Source organism: Rhizobium sp. TRM95796, assembly GCF_025779995.1.
Classification (GTDB): domain Bacteria; phylum Pseudomonadota; class Alphaproteobacteria; order Rhizobiales; family Rhizobiaceae; genus Rhizobium_E.
This window is the reverse complement of record NZ_JAOXHE010000001.1, coordinates 828835-846171: the sequence shown is the minus strand read 5'-3', so window position 1 is coordinate 846171 and position 17337 is coordinate 828835. Positions and strand designations below refer to the sequence as shown.

The window sequence follows — 17337 nt, the reverse complement described above, 5'->3', positions numbered from 1 at the left end:
CGTTCCTGCGTCATCCTTCCTGCAAGACGAGGCTGCTTTCCGCCGCGCCGCGCCCCTGCTGCGGCCGGGCGCGGATCTCCGACATGAAGTCGAGATAGTCTTCGCCCAGCCTATCCGGCGCGAAGCGGCGGACCTTGTCGCTGGCGGCGATGCGCATGGATGCGAGCCGTTCGGGATGTAGCGCCAGATCGATCAACGCATCGCGCCATGCGGCCACGTCTCCGGGCGGAAGCAGCCTGCCATCGACGCCCTCGCGCACCAGTTCCGGCAAGCCGCCTGTGGCGCTCGCGAGCACGGGCGCGGCGTTGCCGAGCGCGATCACCGCCGCCCCCGGCAGATTTTCCGGCCAGAGCGACGGCAGGCAGAGCGCATCGGCCTGGTGGATCGCCTCGACCGCCTCATCGAGCGGCAGCCAGCCGGTGAATTCGAGCCAGTCGCAATCGCCATAGGCGGCGCGCAGGCGGGCTTCCTCGCCGCCGGCGCCGATGATCGTCAGCGTGAACGCCGCCCGTTGCCGCGCCGCGCGCGCCGCCTGTAACAGGCATTCCACCCCTTTCGGCGCGTCGAGCCGACCGACATAGGTGAAACGGGGCGTGGCGGAAGCCGTTCGCGGGCGGCGCGGCGCAGGATAGGCGTTGACATTGGCGATGACGCGCGTCGGTCGTCCGTCCAAAGCGCCTGCCGCCGCGAGCCGATCGAGATTGGCCTGCGAAGGCGAGACGAAGCCGAGGCGCGGCACGCGCCGCAGCGCCGCGCGTTTCACGGCGGCAGAGAGCCGGCATTCCAGGCAACGACCCTCACAGGCGCGTCCCCGGCGAAACATCGTGGCGCGCAGGCAGGCCAAAGCGAGATCCGGCAGCACGTAGAGCGTCGGGATATCGCGCGCGGCGAGCGGGGCGACGATATTGTGTCCGAGCCCGACCAGAGAATGCAGCGTCGCGACATCAGGCCTGACGGCGTCGACAACGCGCTCCATGATCCGAAGATTGCGCGGATCACAGTGATCGCCGAGATGCCATAGCGGTTTCAACCACAGCGGGACGCCGCGCCCCTGCTTGTGAATGGAATAGGGCCGTGGAAAAGGCAGTCGAAAAATCCTCGCCCCGTCGCGTCTCTCGTCCCAACACTCGGTCTCAGCGTCCTTCGCCGCCGTGAGCACGGCGACATCATGGCCCCGATCGCCCAGCCAACGGGCGAGACCCTGCGCCGACAGTTCGGCGCCGCCTTGCGCATAAGGCGGATAGAGCGGCGACAGCAGGAGAACGCGCATGAAACACTCCCTGACAAGGCGCATGCGCCGCCGTTCCGCAGACGGCGCGCATCTGCAGGCGAAGGCATGCTCGCCTCGATCTCTTCATGAATTACATCAGCGAATTCGCGACGTTGCCTTTCCCGCTCGCAATTCCGATAGCGGGATGGAAAGTCTTATTTCAAACCGACGGGCGCGACGAAGGCGCGAGCGGGTATTACGAGCAAACTATAGTTGCCGTTCAACACCTCGACAGGGCGAAAATTCAGATTATCAGATGGATTACAATTATAAGTAAGCGCAGAATTGCAGCTTGCGCAAGAAGAATCTTCAACCCAAGGCAAAGCCGCCCTCGAATGTCAATTCAAGGGCGGCCATCGTTTTCAGCGTTGCGATCGATACGCGGTCACGCCTCTGCGTCGCGCACGACGGCTTCGGGGCGATCACCGCCGTCGGCGTGTTCCTGATGCCACTGGCCGCGCGAGTCCTGATAGGAAATCTCGGCGGACTCGCCGCCCACCTGATGTTCGAGCGCCACCAGGCGCGCCGCGGCGAGCGCCGAGGCGTGATCGGGGAAGGTTTCCGAAAAGACGTCGCCGAGCTTGTAGGCCCAGCCGCCGTCATGCTCGACGATGTTGTAGGAAATTGTCGTCATGACCGCTTCTCCCGTCCTGGCTCGTCACATCGTGACCCGGGCGTTGTCGCCCATGTCTGGTTTGCTGTTGGACACCGCGGCGGCGGCCATCTTGATATAGCTGATCACGGTGCCGGGGCTGTCCCAATATTCGGCGAAAGCGGGAGTGACCTTGAGAATGCGGATCGACGGATCATCGGGGCTGTCCCACCAGGCCTTGGCCGGCGTTGCCCAGAGTTCGCGGATGCGCTCGCGGTCGTTCAGCACTTCGGCCTTGCCCGACAGAGAGACGTATTTCTGGCCTTTGGAGTCGGCGAAAGCCAGGCAGACGTTCGGATAACGGGCGATCTCGTCATCCTTGTGGCTGGCGACATCGGTGAGGAAATAGATCGCGTTGTCGATCTGTTCGGAATAGGCGCTCATCGGGCGCGCGCGCATGTCGTCGCCGATCTTGGTCACCAGCATGCAGAAGCCGATCTTGTCGATCAGCGACCAGACTTTTTCCGTATCGTCGGTATCGGCCATGGGTATTCCTTTCCTGATTGAACGACACAGGAACGGAGGCCGCCGAGAGAAGGTTCCCTTTCCTGATCGCGAAGGCTGGATATGCGCGGCCAGACAGCAAAAGACCCCGCCGGAGACCGGCGGGGTCGTAAAACGCGTGAAAGCGGCGGGTCAGAAATCGAAGTGATCGGCCGTCAACGTCTTGATCTTGACGTTGAGAAGCGTCAGCACGTCGCCGTCGCCGAGGTCGACCAGGACATTTGCGCCCTTCTGCACCAGATGATCCGCTTGGAGATCGGCGAAGCTGTCGACGACGTCGGAACTGCCGAGATCGATGATGTCGTGGGCTTTTCCTTTTGTCGCGAAATCGGTGATCGTGTCCTTGCCGTAACCGTCGCCGAACACGAACGTGTCGGCGCCGCCCTTGCCGGTCAGCTTGTCCGCACCGCCTCGGCCGTCGAGCGTATCGGCAAACTTGGTGCCGGTCAGCGTGTTGGCCTTGGAGGTGCCGGTGAACACATCACGCACCTCCTTGACGTTGATGGTCAGGACATTGGTGGTCGGATCTGTGTCGATACCGCCATTTTCCCGGCCGCCATCGTCCATCACCTTGAAGCCGATCTTGCCGAGGCCGTTGCCCGCGTCGTTTTCATCGGGCGTCCAGACCAGCTTCGACAATTTGCTCGCGTCGATGGTCTGTCCGGCCTTGACGGCCTTGCCGGCCAGCATGAGATCTCCGGAGTTTGGAAGGGCGATGATCTTGACGCCGGCGAACTTGTCACCGTCGGCGTCGCTGAAGCCGAAATTCGCCGCGGTCAGCTTGACGCTGGTGTCTTCCTTGACGGTGACCGTTTTGTTGGCGCCCGAGGGGGCGTCGTTGACAGCCGCGACGTCGAAGGTCAGCGCATAGGCCTCCTCCGAAGAAGCGCCGGCCTCGTCGGCGACGGTGAATTCGAAGCTCGCGAGATCGTCGCCATTGGCATTGGCGGCCGGCGTCCAGGCGAGGCCGGCCAGATCCTTTGCGGAGATCTCTGCGCCTTGGGCGACATCCTCGCCGTTCAAGGTGAGCCTGCCGTTTTCCGGAAGCACCTCGATCGTGATCGAAGCCAGCATCTCTCCGTCGACATCGTTGAAGACGAAATCCGACGCGGAGAGCGTCAGCGTCGTGTCTTCCAACGTGGTCAAGGTCTTGTCGGCGCCGGTCGGCGCGTCGTTGACGGCCTCGACGTCGAAGCTGATGACATAGCTCTCTTCGGATGTGGAGCCCGCGTCGTCGGTGACGGAGAATTCGAATTCGGCGAAATTCGCGCCATTGGCGTCGGCTCCGGGCGTCCAGACGAGGTCGCCGAGATCTTCGGCGGCGATCTCGACGCCTTCGCCGATGGCTTCGCCATTCAGGGTCAGCGCGCCTTTTTCAGGCAGGGACTTGATGGTCACCGAAGCGAGATCGTCGCCGTCGTCGTCGCCGAAGCCGAAATCTTCCGCGGAGAAGACATGGCTCGCATCCTCGAGAACCGAGATAGTCGCGTCGGAACCCGTGGGTGCGGCATTGTCGCTTTCGTAGACCGCAGAGAACCTGCGGCTATAGACGTCGGTCGTGCTTTCGCTGCCGAATTCGCGCCAGACGACCATGAAGCCGTCGTCGGTCGCCGTGATCTGCGGCTCCATCTGGTCGGAGGCCGCGTCAGCGGTGATCGTGAATCTAGCGCCGTCGGTCGTGCCATCCGAATTGAAGACCTGACCGAATACGCCGCGGCCCGAATCGTCGCCCTGAGTCCAGACGATGATGAAGTCGCCGTTCGGCAGGCCGAGCACGTCGGGCTGCATCACCGACCAGAGATTGGCCGCCCCGCCGAGATTGGGCGAGACCGTGACTTCTGCGCCGCGCTCCGTTCCGTCGGCGTTGTAGATCTGTGCGAAGACGCCGGTGGCGATCGAGCCGGAAGCCTGCTGATTGGCCCAGGTCACGACATAGCCGCCGTCGGCGAGCCCGGACACCTGGCTGTCGACAGCGCCCTTGCCGCTGACGGCATGGCTGTGTTCAGAGCCGATCTTGGCGCCGGTATCGTCGAACATCTGCGAATAAACGACGCCCGAAGACATGTCGTCGCTCGCCTGCGTCCAGGACATCACGTAGCCGCCTGCGGCGAGCGCCGTGATATTGGGCATGATCTGGTTGCCGATGGTGGTGGTGTTCACCTGAACTTCGGCACCATTCTTCGTGCCGTCGGCGTTGTAGAGTTGCTGGAAGATCCCGGCGGCGTTGCCGTCCTGAAGATTGCTGGCCCAGGCGATCGCATAGCCGCCGTCTTCGAAAACGGTGATGGCGGACTGCGCCTGAGAATCGGCCTGGGTCGTATTGACGAGCGTTTCGACGCCATTCTTCGTGCCGTCGGCGTTGAAGACCTGTTTGTAGATGCCGTAGTCGTTGGAGTCCCAGCCCGTGTAAGTCACGATCCAGCCGCCCTCGGGCAGCGCTGCGACCTGAGAGTTGAACTGGCGGAAATGGGTCGCCGTGTTGACCTGCGTTTCTCCGCCGAGCGGCGCGCCTTCGGAATCATAGGCCTGCTGGAACACGCCGTTGTCATTACCGTCCTTGCCGGGATCCGTCCAGGTGACCACCCAGCCGCCATCGGCCAGCATCGTCACCTGCGCATCCCACTGGTCGCCGGCAATCGTTGTGTTCACCCGGACCTCGGCGCCGCCCTCATAACCCAGGAGTTCGGGGACTTCCTCGACGTCGAAGGTGATCGTATTCGAGACGTCCGACGACTTGCCGTTGGAATCGATGACGGTGAAGGTGAAGCTGGCGATACCTTCGCCGCTGGCGTCGGCCGACGGCATCCAGACGAGCGACCTGATATCCTCGGCGGCGATGAACTGGCCGGCGGTCACCTCAATGTCATTCAGGGTTAGGGACCCGTTTTCGGGCAGACTTTCGATGGTCACGCCGCCGAGGATGTCGCCATCGGTGTCCTCAAAGCCGAAATCGTCGATGCTGAACACGTAGGGCTCATCTTCGTCGGCGTAGAGCGTGGCGTCCATACCGGTCGGCGCATTGTTTGCCGGGCTGAAGGTACGCACATACACATCCGTAGAGCTGTCGAAACCGGATTCGCGCCAGACGACCTTAAAGCCGCCATCGCCGGTGGAGATGATCTGAGGCTCCATCAGGTCGTTGGAAATGTCTTCCGAAACCAGGAAGGATGATCCATCCGCAGATCCATCGGCATTGTAAGCCTGCGCATAGACGCCGCGGTTGTTTCCGTCATTCTGTGTCCAGACAACGATGAATTCGCCGTTCGGAAGGCCCGTCACGTCGGGCTGCATCACCGACCAATCGTTGCGATATCCCCCCAGATTGGACGAGACGGTGATTTCGCCGCCGCGCTCCGTGCCGTCGGCATTATAAACCTGCGCGTAGGCGCCGGTGGCGATATTGCCGGAGGACTGTTGATTGATCCAGGTGACGACATAGCCGCCGTCGGCGAGTCCGGCCACCTGGCTGTCGACAGCACCCTTGCCGCTGACGGCGTGGCTGTGCTCGGAGCCGACCTTTGCGCCCGCTGCGTCGAAGGTCTGCGAGTAGACCACGCCTGCCGACAAGTCGTCACTCGCCTGCGTCCAAGAGACGACATAGCCGCCATTGGCGAGAAGCGCGATGTTCGGCGCTTTCTGGCTTCCCAAAGTGGTGGTGTTGACGATGGTTTCAACGCCGATCTTGGCGCCATCGGCGCTGTAGAGCTGCTGGTAAACGCCGTATCCATCGCCGCCCCCGTCCTGCATATGGCTGGCCCAGGCGATGACATAGCTTCCGTCAGCGAGAACTGTGAGGGCGGAGCGCTCTTGATCGAAGGTCTGAGTCGTGTTGACGAGCGTCTCGACGCCGCTCTTCGTGCCGTCGGCAGTGAAAAGCTGCTTATAGACTCCGTAGCCGCCCGAGTCCCAGCCGGTATAGGTCACGATCCAGCCGCCGTCGGCCAGTGCTGCGACCTGAGAATGAAACTGGCGGAAATACGTCGCCGTATTAACCTGAGTCTGCGCGCCGAGCGGCGTTCCATCGGCGTTGTACGCTTGCTGGAAAATGCCTGAATCGTTGCCGTCGTTGGGGTCGGTCCAGGTGATCACCCAGCCGCCGTTCTTCAACATGGTGATTTGCGCGTCCGACTGGTCGCCCGGAAGCGCCGTGTTGACCCGTGTTTCTGCGCCGCCCTCGAAAATCGTCATCTGTCTGTCCCAAAAGTGAATTGAAAATCCGTCGAACCGCAAAGCGATACCTTTCGGTAACCACTTGCTCCGCGAATTTCATCACCACTTTTGGGTATGCAGATTTTTCATGACGTTAGGTGAGGCGTTTTTTGGGCGCGGCGGCGAACGATGCCATGCATGCGGCGGCGGCCGCGACCATAGCGCACCCAAAAAAAGCGTGTTCACGCCGCGACGAGCTCTCCTTTGTCCACCTCCTCGATGATCGCGGCGGAAATGACCTGACCGATATCGCGCGCGCTGGTGATTCCCTGAACGAAGGGCAGCTTGTGCAACAGGAAGGCGATCGAGCCGCAATAGAGCCTGTTGGTGAGGGGGCGTTCGAAGATCGGGCGAAACGCCCCGTCGAGATCCACGCCGCCCGTGCGGCGGATCGCGCCGTCGTCGCCTTTCGAAAGGAGATCAGCGACCCTGCTCGACGCCTTGCGGATCACGCCCTGTTGGCGGAGCGTCGGGAAGGGCATGTCCCGCGCCGAGAGCGGATGTTGGCCTGTGGCATCGATGAAGGCGTCGAATGCGAGCTTCTCTTCGCCGACGGCGACCACGGCGCCGCACTCGACCGTTGCATTGTCGATTTCGCTTTCGTCGCCCAGCGCGATCACGGTCAGCTTGCCCGCGCGGCGCAGGGCCAGCAAGCGGCGGATGGAATCGTGCGGCACTGTGGCGTAGTCGTCGACGAACAGGGTCTTGAAATATTTGTGGAAGCGGTCGAGGTCCTGGTCGTGCAGGTGAGGAATGGCTTTTGCGATCACCTCGTGCATGCGCAGGATCGCATAGCGCCATTCGACGACATGCCTGTTCGCCTTGTTGGCTTCGGCTTCCGCGAGATTCATCGCAGCCCAGACGAAGGGATCCGACGACTCGCGCGCTCCAAAATAAGCGGCGCCGATCGTCTCAACCGTTTGCAGCGACAGGCCGATCGCGGCGGCGTAGGCGGGATCGCAGGCGGCGAGCTCGCGCTTGAACAGATCGAAGACCGCGTCCAGCAGATCGTGTCTTCGCGTTTCGACGAGATGGTCAACCGCTTCCGGCGTGCAGATGTCGAGGGGGCGGTATGGAAATTCGCAATAGAAATCGGCTTCCGGCAGGACGCCCTTGCGCGACATCATCGTCACCGTAAGCGCGTCCGAACCGGGCGAGGGCGCATATTGCAAGACACCGGCCTCATCGAGAAGGAAGCCTCCATGGCGGGTGGCGATGGTGACCAGCGCATCGATGGCGCTCAGGGACGTGCCCAATATGCCGACCTTGCAGGCCGGGATCGTCTTCAGGATCGGCGCCGGCCAGGGCGAAACGAAATAGCCGGGCTTGATCTCGGTCGTCTCCGGCCAGTCGTGACCGGTCGCCATCACCACATGGTCGAAGACGAAATTTTCTTGCGCGCCGTCTTGGTCTTCGACGAGGAGGCGGATCTCACTCTCATGGAGCTCGATATCGACGACGTCGCGTCCACCCTCCACCACGATGTCGTGACCCCGCGCCGCGCCGGCGACGAGAAGCTGATCGAACTGGGCCTTGAAATAGTCGCCGAGCACGACGCGCGGGTAGAATTCCCGCACATCGATGGCGTCGCGTCGAACGCCCAGTTCGGCGAGCGTCGCATCCGACTGTCGTCCGAGCCAGTCGACCAGCGTTTCGCAGACCGGCGGAAGTTCGATGCTGGCGATGTTCGACAGCATGGCGCGATCATTCATATCTGGATGATAGGGCGTTCCCTTGCCCGGTTCGCTTTCTCGTTCGAAGATGGTGATCCTGATCGGTCTCTGGCCGGCGACGAGGCCCTTTAGCGTATAGATCCCGGTCGGACCGGAGCCGATAATGGCGACGGAAGTAATCATAACGAAAAACATGCCTGATTTCGGCGGAATTGCCTCGATCGCACAATGTCGCGGGCCGCACTAAGTTCCGTGCGAAGCATCTATGCGATCGCCGTCGACGAGGCTCAAAGGCCGATCCGCACGCCGCCCGCGGCAATGGCGTCCGCGTCGTCATGGGTGACCAACAACACCGGCAGTCGGTTGCGGCGAGCATGCGCGAAGACAAAACTCCTGAATTCGTCGCGCAAGCTGCTGTCGAGTTTGGAAAAAGGTTCGTCCAGGAGCAATGCTTCGGGCTCGGCCAGAAGCGTTCGCATCAGCGCCACACGCGCCCTCTGGCCTCCCGAAAGCGTGGACGGATCGCGATCGATGAAGCCATCGAGGCCGGCGGCTTCGAGCGCATTCTGGACATGCTTCCTGCGCTCCGCGCCGCCGCGTATGTCCTGCCGCAGCCCGAAGGCGAGATTGTCGCCCACCGACAGATGCGGAAAGAGCAGGTCGTCCTGAAACAGGATGCCGATCCTGCGTTTTTCGGCAGGGATCTTCGTCAAGTCGCGATCACCGATCAGGATGCGGCCATCGGCGCGGAACGCGCGATCGAGGTGACCGCCGATGAAGGCGAGCAGGGTCGACTTGCCGATGCCGCTCGGGCCCGTCACCGTCGCAATCTCCCCGGGCGCGACAGTCAGATCGAGCGGAGCGATCAATGATTGCGAACCATTGCGCAGGCCGATGGCGACATGTTGGAGGATGAGCGGCTTCAACTGGCGTCTCCATTCAGATCGCGGCGGTTTGAAAACAGCCGGCGCGGCAGACCCAATGCGGCGGCATAGGCCAGCATAGGCAGCAATGCCTGCAGAAAAGCGTAGACGCCCACGATGCGACGGTCACCGCCGGACGACAAGGTCACCGCCTCGGTTGTCAATGTGCTAATGCGGCCCGCGCCGAGGAAAAGCGTCGGCAGATACAGGGCGACGCTCACGGAGAAACCGATGGCAGTCGCCGCCAGCAGCGGCCGCAGGAGAAGCGGCAATTTGACCAGGATCAGCGTCCGCATCGGCGAAACGCCGAGCGCGGCGGCGGCGCGGGCGTAGCGCGGGTCGAGCGCTCGCCAGGGATCGCCGAGGGCGAGCATGATGTAGGGAAACACGAACAGCACATGGCCCCATAGCACCGAGGCCCAGAGGCCATCGAGCCCGACCTGGAGCGAAACGACCTGCAGACCGTAGAGAAAGGCGATCTGCGGCGCCATCAGAGGAAGATAGATCAACGCTGTGGCGGCGGCCGGCAGCCTGCGGCCGCTGCGGTCCTCCCCTTCGAGCCACAGAATCGCCGCGACGGCCGAGATCAGCGTGGACAGTATCCCGAGCAGAACGGTGTCGAGAAGCGCCGAGGACCAGCCGGCGGCCGAGCGGCTCCAGCCCGTCAGCGACCAGGCGGACGGCAGGCTGTCGGGAAAGGTCCAGCGCCAGGCCACAGACCAGACGAACAGCGAAACGATCGCCGACAATCCGACGGCCATCAGCGTCGCCGCGGCCAATGACGCCAGCCGGATCAGCGGCTCGCTTCGCATGCCCCGGCCGCCGCGGCGGACCACCCATCGACCGACTGCGCCGACGATGTGTTCGCCGGTCCACCAGATCAGAACGCCGCCGGCCACGACGCCGATCTGCAGGATGGCGGCCGCCGCAGCCGGCAGGAGAAGATCGACGTCGGCCGCCGTGAACCACCGCATCGCTGCGACCGAAAGGACGGGGGGATTGGAAGGACCGAGAATGATGGCGACGTCGACCACCGACAGCGTGAAAGCCAGAACCGCATAGACCGGCAGCCGGATCTGCCGATAGACCTGGGGAAGGACGACCTTGATCCAGATGACGCCGCGGCCGTAGCCGAGCGCGCGCGCCATCGCGATCTGCTGGCGGACGGCGATCTGGTCGAGAGCCGCGACGATGACCAGCAGGAAGAAAGGGATTTCCTTGATCATCAGTCCGAAGATCAGCGCCCAACCGGCCGGATCGTGGATCGTGGTCGCCTGGGGCGGGGTCGTCCAGCCGCTGGCCCAGGGGCTGACGATACGGACCAGCCATCCGGACGGCGCGATCAGGAACGCGACCCCGATGGCGAGCGCCGCATGCGGCGCGGCGAGCAGGGGCGCGAGCAGCCGTTCTGCGCGTCGCGCCGCGATGCGCCCATGCATCGACGCGCAGAAAGCCACAGCGAAAGCCAGCGACAGCGCCGTCGAGACAAATCCGACGAAGAGGGTGAGCCGCAGGCTCGTCCCCACTCCGGGCAATGCGAAGAGCGTCCTCCAGGCGTGGAGATTCGGCGTCATGGCGCCGATGGCCGGCAAAATGCCGAAGGCGGGCATCATGGTCTGCCACAGGCCGAGCAAGATCGGCGTGACGATCCCGAGAAACGCCAGCGCCACGGAGAAATACTGCAGGGCGGTTCCCGGACGGATGCTCATTTCGTGTAGCGTCTGGCCCATTCTTCGGTCAGCCGCGTCATCCAGGACGCATGCGGCTCCAGCAATGTGCGGCCGAGATCCTCATTGCGAGGGAGCGCCGGCGATGTCGGCAAGGCTGTGAAGAGGGCCTTTTCCTCGTCCCCGAGTTTGCGTGTGTCGAGAACCGAAAAACTGCCGAGCACGTCGATATTCTGGGCATGAGCCTGGGTGTCCGGCTCGAGCAGGAAATTGGCCACCACCTTGGCGCCTTCCTTGTTGGCGGCGTTGAAGGGAATGGCGACGAAGCTGATATTGCCGATCGCGCCGCCATCGAGCGCATAGGTGCGAACCGAGTCCGGCAAGCGGCCTTCGCCGATCGCGGCGGCGGCGCTGGCGGGGTCGAACGACATGGAAATATCGATTTCTCCGTCGTTGAGCAGCTGCTGCTGAGCCGATTCGTTGGCGGGAAAAGTGTCCCCGTTCCTCCAGAGCTGCGGCCGGAGCTCATCGTACCACGCCCATAGAGGCGCGGTCGCCGCATCGAAATCGGCGTCGGTCGCCGGCGCCTGCAGCGCCGCAGGATCGGGAGCCAACTCTATCAGCGCCTGTTTGAGAAAGGTCGCGCCCATAAAATTGCTGACGTCGGGATGGGTGAAGCGGCCGGGATTCTGCCTCGCCCAGGCGAGGAGCACCGTCATCGATTTCGGAGGCTGCGCAAGTCGCTCCGAATCGTAGTTGAAGACGAATTTGGCGAGCCGCCACGGCGACTCGTAGCCCTCGACCGGCACGGTGAAATCGACCGAGGCCGCCGAGGCGGGGCTCAGGTCGAGAAACCGCGCATTCGGAAGTTCGGCGACGAAGGGTCCGTGCAGCAGTCCCTTTTCCTTCATCGACAGAAAATTGGGCCCGTTGATCCAGATGAGATCGACGGAGCCGCCGTCTTCTTTGCCGGCCGCCTTTTCAGCGATCACCCGGGTGACGGCTTCGGCGGTGTCGGTGAGCTTGACCTGCCGGATCGAAACGCCGTAACGCGCCTGCACCTGTTCTCCCGCCCAGGCGATGAAGGCGTTGGTGCGTTCGTCGCCGCCCCAGGCGTTCCAGTAGACGGTCTGTCCCCTGGCCTTGTCGAGGGTTTCGTTCCAGGCATCGGCCGCAAACGCGGTCGGAGACAGGATGCTCAGTCCGAGGGCAGCGATCAGTGGCAATGTCCGCATGGGTTCTCCTTGACGGGGCTGGACGCGAGAAGGGCCGCGTCATGTCGTTTGGCGTTGGCCGAAGCCGGATTATTACAGTCATCTTGGTCCGACGCGATCACGAAAACGCCGTCCAGCCCTGACGCCACCGGGTCAGCGTCGTGATCAGGCAAAGCGCGGCAAAGACGAAGGCCAGAATGGGAAACAGGTTCGGCCAGATGCACATGGCGACGAACAGGCCGACCGTCTCGGCGCCTTCCGTCAGCCCGCCCAGGTAATAGAGACCTTTCTGCGGATAGTCGTTCGACGACATGCCGCGTCTGGCGGCGATGCTGGAGAACGCCAGGAAGCTCGATCCCGTTCCGACGAAGGCCGCGATCAGGGTTGCCGCGGCGAGCGCGTTTGCGGCGGGATCGGCCCAGGCGAAGGCGAGCGGCACCAAGGCGTAGAAGGCGAAGTCCAGAGCGATGTCCAGAAAGGCTCCGCGATCGGTGGGCGCTCCCATGCGGGCGACGGCTCCGTCGAGACCGTCGAAAAGCCGGTTCGCAGCGATGAAGGCGAGCCCGGCCCCAAAATATCCCAGCCCGATCATCGGCAATGATAAGAGGCCCAGGCAGAAACCCGCAATCGACAACTGGTCCGCCGTCACGCCGCGCAGGCGCAGCCAGCCGGCGACGGGCCGGAGGATCGATTTCTGCACGGGTAAAATATGTCGGTCGAACATTTCTGGTCCTCGAAGCGCGCGTCGGCTCTTGATACGCGCCTTTCTAGCGCTTGGCGTTCAGTCGCCAGTCATATTTCAGGAAGCCAATTTTCAGCCGATCCTCGGCGAGGCGTTTCTCAACGTCCCCGTCCAGGCCGAGCGGTCCGGCATAGGTCGCCAGAAATGCGGAGAGGCTGTCGGCGCCGCGAAACCCTTTCTCGAAGTCTTCCCGATACCATTTGAAGATCGGCGACACGTCGAGCCTGTCGCCGTTCAAACGGTTGCGGCTGCGGTCCGACAGGAAGAGAACCGTCTGTTCCTCCAATTGGCTGTCGAGCCGATCGCCGGAATATGCTTCGGGCCGCAAGGCTGGGCAACCGATGCTGGCGCAATTGACCGCGAAATGGATCCGCGGATCGTCGTAGCGCCCCGAGCCGCGAATGAGCCCATGCTCGATGTCGTCCAGTGAGCGCTCGCTTCCGAACAGCTTCACGAAATCCTTGCGCCATGGCGACGACAGCAGCGTCCCGAGATCCTTGATGGACGCGATGTCGGGATAGGCTTTCGCCACGAGTTCGATCGTCGCGGCGTTGTAGACGTTGATCAGGAAAGCCAGCTGATCCGTCTTCGGCCATGCGTCGAAGGCTTTGCGGTCCACGGCCGCGGCGTCTTCGAGATAGGACGACAACGTCGACTGCAAGCCCTTGATCGCCGCGTAATCCACCACGGTGGAACGGCCGCCGTCCGGGCTCGAAACGGTGCGCTCGAGCAGGCCGTCCAGGAGCGAATGGTCGAAACTCTCCGCCCGCGCAAGCGTGCCGGCTATGGCGAGGATCAGGGCGATGAATGTCCGGACGAACCGCGTCATGGTCATGCCCCGCGCCTCCAGGCGTGAAACCACTCCAGGAACCTCAGCGTCCGGGGGGAGACATGCGCTTTTCTCCATTCTCCGGCCGTGTATTTGGCGGCTTCCGAAAAGGTCGGATAAGTATGGATCGTGCCTAGAATCCGGTTGAGCCCCAGGCCGTGTTTCATGGCCAGGACATATTCGGCCAGAAGATCGCCGGCATGTTCGCCGACGATCGTGACGCCGAGAATCCGGTCCTTGCCCGGCGCCGTCAGCACCTTGACGAAGCCTCTGGCGGCGCTGTCGGCGATGGCCCGGTCGAGTTCGGCCATATCGTAGCGGACCACTTCATAGGCGATGTTCTGTTCACGGGCCTCCTGCTCGTTGAGGCCTACGCGGGCCACTTCCGGATCGATGAAGGTGGCCCAGGGAACGACGCGATAATCGGCGCGAAATTTACGAACGATCCCGAACAGCGCATTGACCGAGGCGTACCAGGCCTGATGTGAGGCCGTATGGGTAAACTGGTAAGGTCCGGCCACGTCGCCGGCGGCGAGGATATTGGGGAAGCGTGTTTGCATGAAACCGTTGGTAACGACGGTGCGTCCCACCGGAATACCCAGCTCCTCCAGTCCAAAGCCGGCGAGGCGCGGCGCGCGACCGACGGCGCAGACGAGCATATCGAAGCCGATACGCTTCTCGGCCCCGTTCTGTTCGACCTGGATGACGCGTGAGCCGTCGGCCTCGCGCGACACGGCGAGCGCCTTGTGACCGGTCAGGATCTCGACGCCGTCCGCTTCCAGCGCCCGTCTCGCACAGAGCGAAACGTCTTCGTCCTCGCGGATCAGGATGCGCGGCGCCATCTCGACCTGGGTCACATGCGATCCCAGCCGGGCCAGCGCCTGCGCCAGTTCGACGCCGATCGGTCCGCCTCCGAGCACCACCACGCGGCGCGGCGCCTGTTCGAGCGCGGCGAGATGATCCCACAACGTGTCAGAAGTCAGATAGCCGCTGTCCTCGATCCCGGGGAGCGGCGGCGTGAAGGGGGCGGCGCCGGTTGCGATGATGATCGATCGCGTCGTCAGCGTCGTCTTGCCGCCGTCCGCGCGCGCGATTTCGACCGTCCATGGATCGACGATGCGCGCGCGCCCTTCGACCACGTCCACGCCCAGCGCCGTATAGCGCTCGATGCTGTCATGGGGTTCGATGGCGCGGATCACGGCGCGGATGCGCGCCATGATCGACCGGAAGTCGATGTCGGGGGTCGTCGCGGCCAGTCCGTAGCGATCGGCGTGGCGCATCTGGTGGGCGAGCCTGGCGCTCCGGATCAGCGCCTTGCTCGGCACGCATCCGTAATTCAGGCAATCGCCGCCCGTCTTATGGCTCTCGACGAGCGTGACCCGGGCCTTGACCGCGGCGGCGATATAGGCGCTGACCAATCCCGCCGCGCCTGCGCCGATGACGACGAGATTTCGGTCGAACGCGGCGGGTTTCCTCCATCGGCTATACAGCCTGCGACGCTGCCACAAACCCACGGCGATTTTCGCCAGCCACGGAAACAGGGCGAGCAGGACGAAGGACCCGATCAGTCCGGGCGACAGGATTCCGGCGAGATCCGTCAACCGGGCGATCTGCGTGCCGGCATTGACGTAGACCAGCGTCGCCGGCAGCATGCCGAGCTGGCTGACCCAGTAGAATGTCCGGGTTTTGATCGGCGTAAGGCCCATCAGAAGGTTGACCAGGAAGAACGGCAGGATCGGTATCAGCCGCAGGGTGAACAGATAAAAGCCGCCGTCGCGCGCCATGCCGCTGTTGACCGCATCCAGCCGGTTGCCGAACCGGGCCTGCACGGATTGCCGCAGCAAATAGCGCGATGTCAGGAAGGCGAGCGTCGCGCCGAGGCTGGAGGCGAATGACACGAGAAGGCTGCCATAGACCAGACCGAACAGCGCCCCGGCGGCGATCGTCATCAAGGAGGCGAGGGGCAGCGACAGCGCCGTCACCGCGGTGTAGATCAGAAAGAAGATGATTGCGGCGGCGATCGGCGACTGTTCCTTCCAGGCCGAGAGAACGCCGAGATTGCGCTTCAAATCCTCCAATGAGGCGCCGTCGCGGAGCACCACCGCCCCGCAGACGATTGCGGCCAGGACAACGATGGCCAAGCCGGATTTTCGGTTCATCATGCGCAAGACCCCTGAGCCGCTTTCGGAATTGAGGGCGCGATTGGACGAAGAGCAATCGGCGCATCGCCCGGTGCGCGTGACGTCCTGACGTCTTCGGCCAGCGGCTCCCCGCCCGCATCGTACGTCGCGTCGGCGTCGGAGAATTCAGGGCTTTCCGATAAAGCGCCGTCCCTCGGGCCTGCTGCTTTGCGCAATGGCGTTTCCCTTGTCTCCTGAGCTGCGATCACGATGCCACAAATGGCCGCGCAAGTGGAATGGGTCGCGTTCACAATCGCTTGTGCGGCGATCCCTCGTCGGCAGGCTCCGCAGCGGCGCCAGGCGAAAACCGCGCCACGAAACGCCGATCGATGCGATCCTTCCATTTCCAGACCCAATGGCCTTCGATGCTGAAGCGGCCCCAGGATGCGATCGCATATCGGTCCCCGCACGCCAGCAGATAGAGGGTCGTCTTTCGCGGCCGATAGGCCTTCATCGGTCGCCCATCGATTGCCGCCAGCAGATTTTCGGCCAGAACGGGGCCGGCATGGACGGCATGAACGCCGGAACGCCGGAAATGCGGATCGTCGCGCGAGCAGACGTCGCCGGCTGCAAAAACCTCTGGATGAGAAAGGCTGCGGTGGAAAGGATCGACGCTCACGAACCCCATGGCGTCAAGGCGCAGTCCCGAGGTTTTCAGCATGGCGGGGGCGGATGCGCCGGTGGCGGCGAGAACCGCGTCGGCGCCAAGAAATTCTCCCGAAGCGAGCGTGACGCCGTCTTCCGCGCCGGCGGCGCGTTCGGCGATCTGCTCGACGCCTGCTTTCTTCAACGCCTGGATGGCCCGGCGCCGCACGCTCGGCGAATGGTCGCGCAGAAAGCCGTCCGCACCAGTGACGAGCCGGACGCTCGCCTTGGGACACGCCTTTCTGAGGGCGCGGTTTGCAGAAAGCGCCAGCTCCACCCCCGCCGCCCCGCCGCCGATCACCACGAGACGATAATCGCCCCGCGTCACGGCGTCTCGCATCACGTCGGCCCAACGCCGCTGGAAAACCTCCAGCGGCTTGACCGTCAGCAGCTTCCGACCGCTGGCGTCGAGCCGGTCGCGGCGGGTTTCGCTGCCGATGTCGAGCGAGAGTCGGTCATATCGCAGCCGCGAACCGTCCGACAGCTGCACACGGCGCGCCCCGGCGTCCATCCCGACCATGGAGGCCTGAACGAAACGGGCGCCGGCCCGATCCGCAAGACGCCGGAGATCGATACGGATGTCTTCTTGCGAGTAGTGACCGGCCATCCACCCCGGCATCATCCCGGAATAATATTGCCAGCACCCAGGCGATACGACAGTCACGTCGATATCGCGCCGCGCGAGCCGGGCCAGGCTTTCGAGGACAAACAAATGCGCATGGCCGCCGCCGACGAGAACAAGGCGTTTCAAGGACGTCTCTTCGAAACAGGCGCGCCGGGGAGGCGGCGCGCGCTCTGATATCCGACGCAGTGCGTCCAAGCGGACGCG

12 protein-coding genes are annotated in these 17337 nt (G+C 63.5%); all 12 read right to left on the bottom strand.

Going from position 1 to position 17337, the window contains the following annotated elements:
- Positions 1-10 precede the first annotated feature (10 nt).
- The 12 genes from OCK01_RS04005 to OCK01_RS03950 all read right to left on the bottom strand — a co-directional run bounded on the left by OCK01_RS04005 (position 11) and on the right by OCK01_RS03950 (position 17259).
- Complete coding sequence (locus tag OCK01_RS04005; RefSeq protein WP_263822794.1) at positions 11-1270, bottom strand: glycosyltransferase; 1260 nt, start codon at positions 1268-1270, stop codon at positions 11-13.
- Between the two features lie 385 nt (positions 1271-1655).
- Complete coding sequence (locus tag OCK01_RS04000; protein WP_263822793.1) at positions 1656-1904, bottom strand: DUF2188 domain-containing protein; 249 nt, start codon at positions 1902-1904, stop codon at positions 1656-1658.
- 24 nt (positions 1905-1928) lie between these two features.
- Positions 1929-2408 (bottom strand): pyridoxamine 5'-phosphate oxidase family protein, encoded by a 480-nt coding sequence (locus OCK01_RS03995; RefSeq protein ID WP_182828878.1) that lies wholly within the window; start codon positions 2406-2408, stop codon positions 1929-1931.
- A gap of 150 nt (positions 2409-2558) precedes the next feature.
- On the bottom strand, positions 2559-6614 hold the full coding sequence (locus OCK01_RS03990; RefSeq protein WP_263822792.1) for an Ig-like domain-containing protein: 4056 nt from the start codon (positions 6612-6614) through the stop codon (positions 2559-2561).
- Positions 6615-6817: 203 nt separating this feature from the next.
- The gene (locus OCK01_RS03985; protein ID WP_263822791.1) at positions 6818-8503 is read right to left on the bottom strand and encodes an FAD/NAD(P)-binding protein; all 1686 of its coding nucleotides are present in this window, start codon (positions 8501-8503) and stop codon (positions 6818-6820) included.
- A gap of 92 nt (positions 8504-8595) precedes the next feature.
- Positions 8596-9234, bottom strand: coding sequence for an ATP-binding cassette domain-containing protein (locus tag OCK01_RS03980; RefSeq protein ID WP_263822790.1), 639 nt, complete (start codon positions 9232-9234; stop codon positions 8596-8598).
- Positions 9231-10940 (bottom strand): ABC transporter permease, encoded by a 1710-nt coding sequence (locus tag OCK01_RS03975; protein ID WP_263822789.1) that lies wholly within the window; start codon positions 10938-10940, stop codon positions 9231-9233. Before OCK01_RS03975 ends, OCK01_RS03980 begins: the two co-directional genes overlap by 4 nt.
- The gene (locus OCK01_RS03970) at positions 10937-12133 is read right to left on the bottom strand and encodes an ABC transporter substrate-binding protein (protein WP_263822788.1); all 1197 of its coding nucleotides are present in this window, start codon (positions 12131-12133) and stop codon (positions 10937-10939) included. The genes OCK01_RS03975 and OCK01_RS03970 overlap by 4 nt, the downstream gene beginning before the upstream one ends.
- A gap of 97 nt (positions 12134-12230) precedes the next feature.
- Positions 12231-12836 (bottom strand): CDP-alcohol phosphatidyltransferase family protein, encoded by a 606-nt coding sequence (locus OCK01_RS03965; protein ID WP_263822787.1) that lies wholly within the window; start codon positions 12834-12836, stop codon positions 12231-12233.
- 43 nt (positions 12837-12879) lie between these two features.
- Positions 12880-13689, bottom strand: coding sequence for a DUF547 domain-containing protein (locus OCK01_RS03960; RefSeq protein WP_263822786.1), 810 nt, complete (start codon positions 13687-13689; stop codon positions 12880-12882).
- The gene (locus OCK01_RS03955; protein ID WP_263822785.1) at positions 13686-15845 is read right to left on the bottom strand and encodes an FAD-dependent oxidoreductase; all 2160 of its coding nucleotides are present in this window, start codon (positions 15843-15845) and stop codon (positions 13686-13688) included. The genes OCK01_RS03960 and OCK01_RS03955 overlap by 4 nt, the downstream gene beginning before the upstream one ends.
- A 265-nt stretch (positions 15846-16110) precedes the next feature.
- Positions 16111-17259: an FAD-dependent oxidoreductase gene (locus tag OCK01_RS03950; RefSeq protein WP_263822784.1), complete on the bottom strand. Its 1149-nt coding sequence runs from the start codon at positions 17257-17259 to the stop codon at positions 16111-16113.
- Between the last annotated feature and the right edge of the window lie 78 nt (positions 17260-17337).